Source organism: Mycobacterium sp. (assembly GCF_049280035.1).
Classification (GTDB): domain Bacteria; phylum Actinomycetota; class Actinomycetes; order Mycobacteriales; family Mycobacteriaceae; genus Mycobacterium.
Genome location: NZ_JBAPPI010000173.1, coordinates 1 through 1,652 on the forward strand (window position 1 = coordinate 1; position 1,652 = coordinate 1,652).

The following is a 1,652-nucleotide window of genomic DNA, read 5'->3' on the forward strand; positions in this document are numbered from 1 at the left end:
CACCAGCATCTGACGGTCGCGAACAAACCGCAGCAGCGTGTCCATCATGGAGCGGCCGGGCTGATCGGGCAGCCCAAAGGCGCGGGCAGCGGTGATCGCCACCAACTCGGGGTCGGTGACCGGCGCCAGATCCACATACCACACGCCCTCGCCGAATTCGCCGGTCAGCTGTGCCGCGACCTCGATTGCCAGCCGCGTTTTGCCGGCTCCACCGGCACCGGTCAGGGTCAACAATCGGTTACCGCCCAGCAGCTCGTTCAGCTGGGAAAGCTCTGTGTTACGGCCCACGAAACTCGTGAGCTGGGCCGGAAGCCGTGTGGAGACAACGGCTTTCGAGACGCGCAGCGGCGGGAACTCGTTGACCACATCGGGATGGCATAGCTGTATCACTCGCTCCGGGCGGGGCAGATCCCGCAGCGCATGTGTGCCCAGATCGGACAGCCACGCGTCGGAAGGGAGCGCATCGAGCACCATCGCTTCCGTCGCGCCTGAGAGCAGGGTCTGGCCGCCGTGGCCCAGATCGCGCAGCCGCGCGGTGCGGTTGATCGTCGGGCCGGCGTAGTTGCCTTCATCGCGCAGCCGGATTTCGCCGGTATGCACACCGATGCGCAACCGGATCGGCGCCAGCGGAGCCCGCTGCATCTCCAACGCCGCCGCTACCGCATCGGAGGCGCGGGCGAACGCCGCCACGAAGCTGTCGCCCTCACCTTGTTCGACGGGCCGCACGCCATCGTGAGTGGCGATGATCTCCGACACCGTCTGATTTAGACGCGTGATCGCGGCCGTCATCTGGTCGGGCTGGGTCTCCCACAGCCGGGTGGACCCCTCGACGTCGGCCAACAGCAACGTCACGGTGCCCGTCGGTAAAAGACCGCTCACGCCCAGCTCGCTCCAGTCCACCAGCGGCATCTCCGCGCGTGGATCGATCTCGCTCATGCTAGCCAGCATGCGGCCACAACGAACCGCAAAACATCAGCACAAACGCGTAGATCGCGGCCGATCGAGGGCGGAACCTTCAGTTGTGACGGGCTGCTTCCTGCGCGAGTTGCACGCGCGAGGTCAGGCCGAGTTTGGCATAGACGTGGGTGAGGTGGGTTTGCACGGTGCGCGGTGAGACGAAAAGCCTTGTGGCGATGTCGTTGTTCGCCAGTCCTTCGCTAACCAGTCGTACGACATCACGCTCGGTCGGCGTGAGTGATGCCCAGCCGCTGGCCGCCCGCTTGCGCTGGCCGCGGCCGCGCTGCGCGTAGGCGATCGCCTCCTCGGTGGACAGCGCCGCGCCCTCGGCCCAGGCGGTGTCAAAATCCTTCTCGCCCAAGATATCTCGCAGCGTCGCTACCGATGTATCGTAGCCGGCGTCATCGACCTTGAAGCGGACTGCGCCCCAGCGTTCCCGGATGGCGTGTGCCGCGCCGAAAAGGCGGGCGGCTTCGCGGTGACTGCCGGCCTGGCCGGCCAAAGTGCCGAGGCATTCCAGGATGTCGGGGATGTACAGGTACGCCTCGACCTCGGCGGCACGCGCCAGCGCGTCATGGGCGTCACGCTCAGCCTGGTCTGGCTCACCTTGTGCGATCGCCACGCGGGCGCGCGTCGTCAGCGAATCCGACAGGAACGCGCCCGTCATTGTCGATACGGCGTCGTCGGCCCAGCGG

Annotated in this window: 2 protein-coding genes; both read right to left on the reverse strand. The window is 66.8% G+C overall.

What is annotated here, in order from left to right; all coding sequences use genetic code 11:
- Positions 1-948: adenylate/guanylate cyclase domain-containing protein (locus WAN71_RS05670; protein ID WP_422224398.1), on the reverse strand; the 948-nt coding region annotated here is incomplete at its 3' end.
- 67 nt (positions 949-1,015) lie between these two features.
- A partial coding sequence (locus tag WAN71_RS05675; protein WP_422224399.1) for a helix-turn-helix transcriptional regulator occupies positions 1,016-1,652 on the reverse strand: 637 nt, incomplete at its 5' end.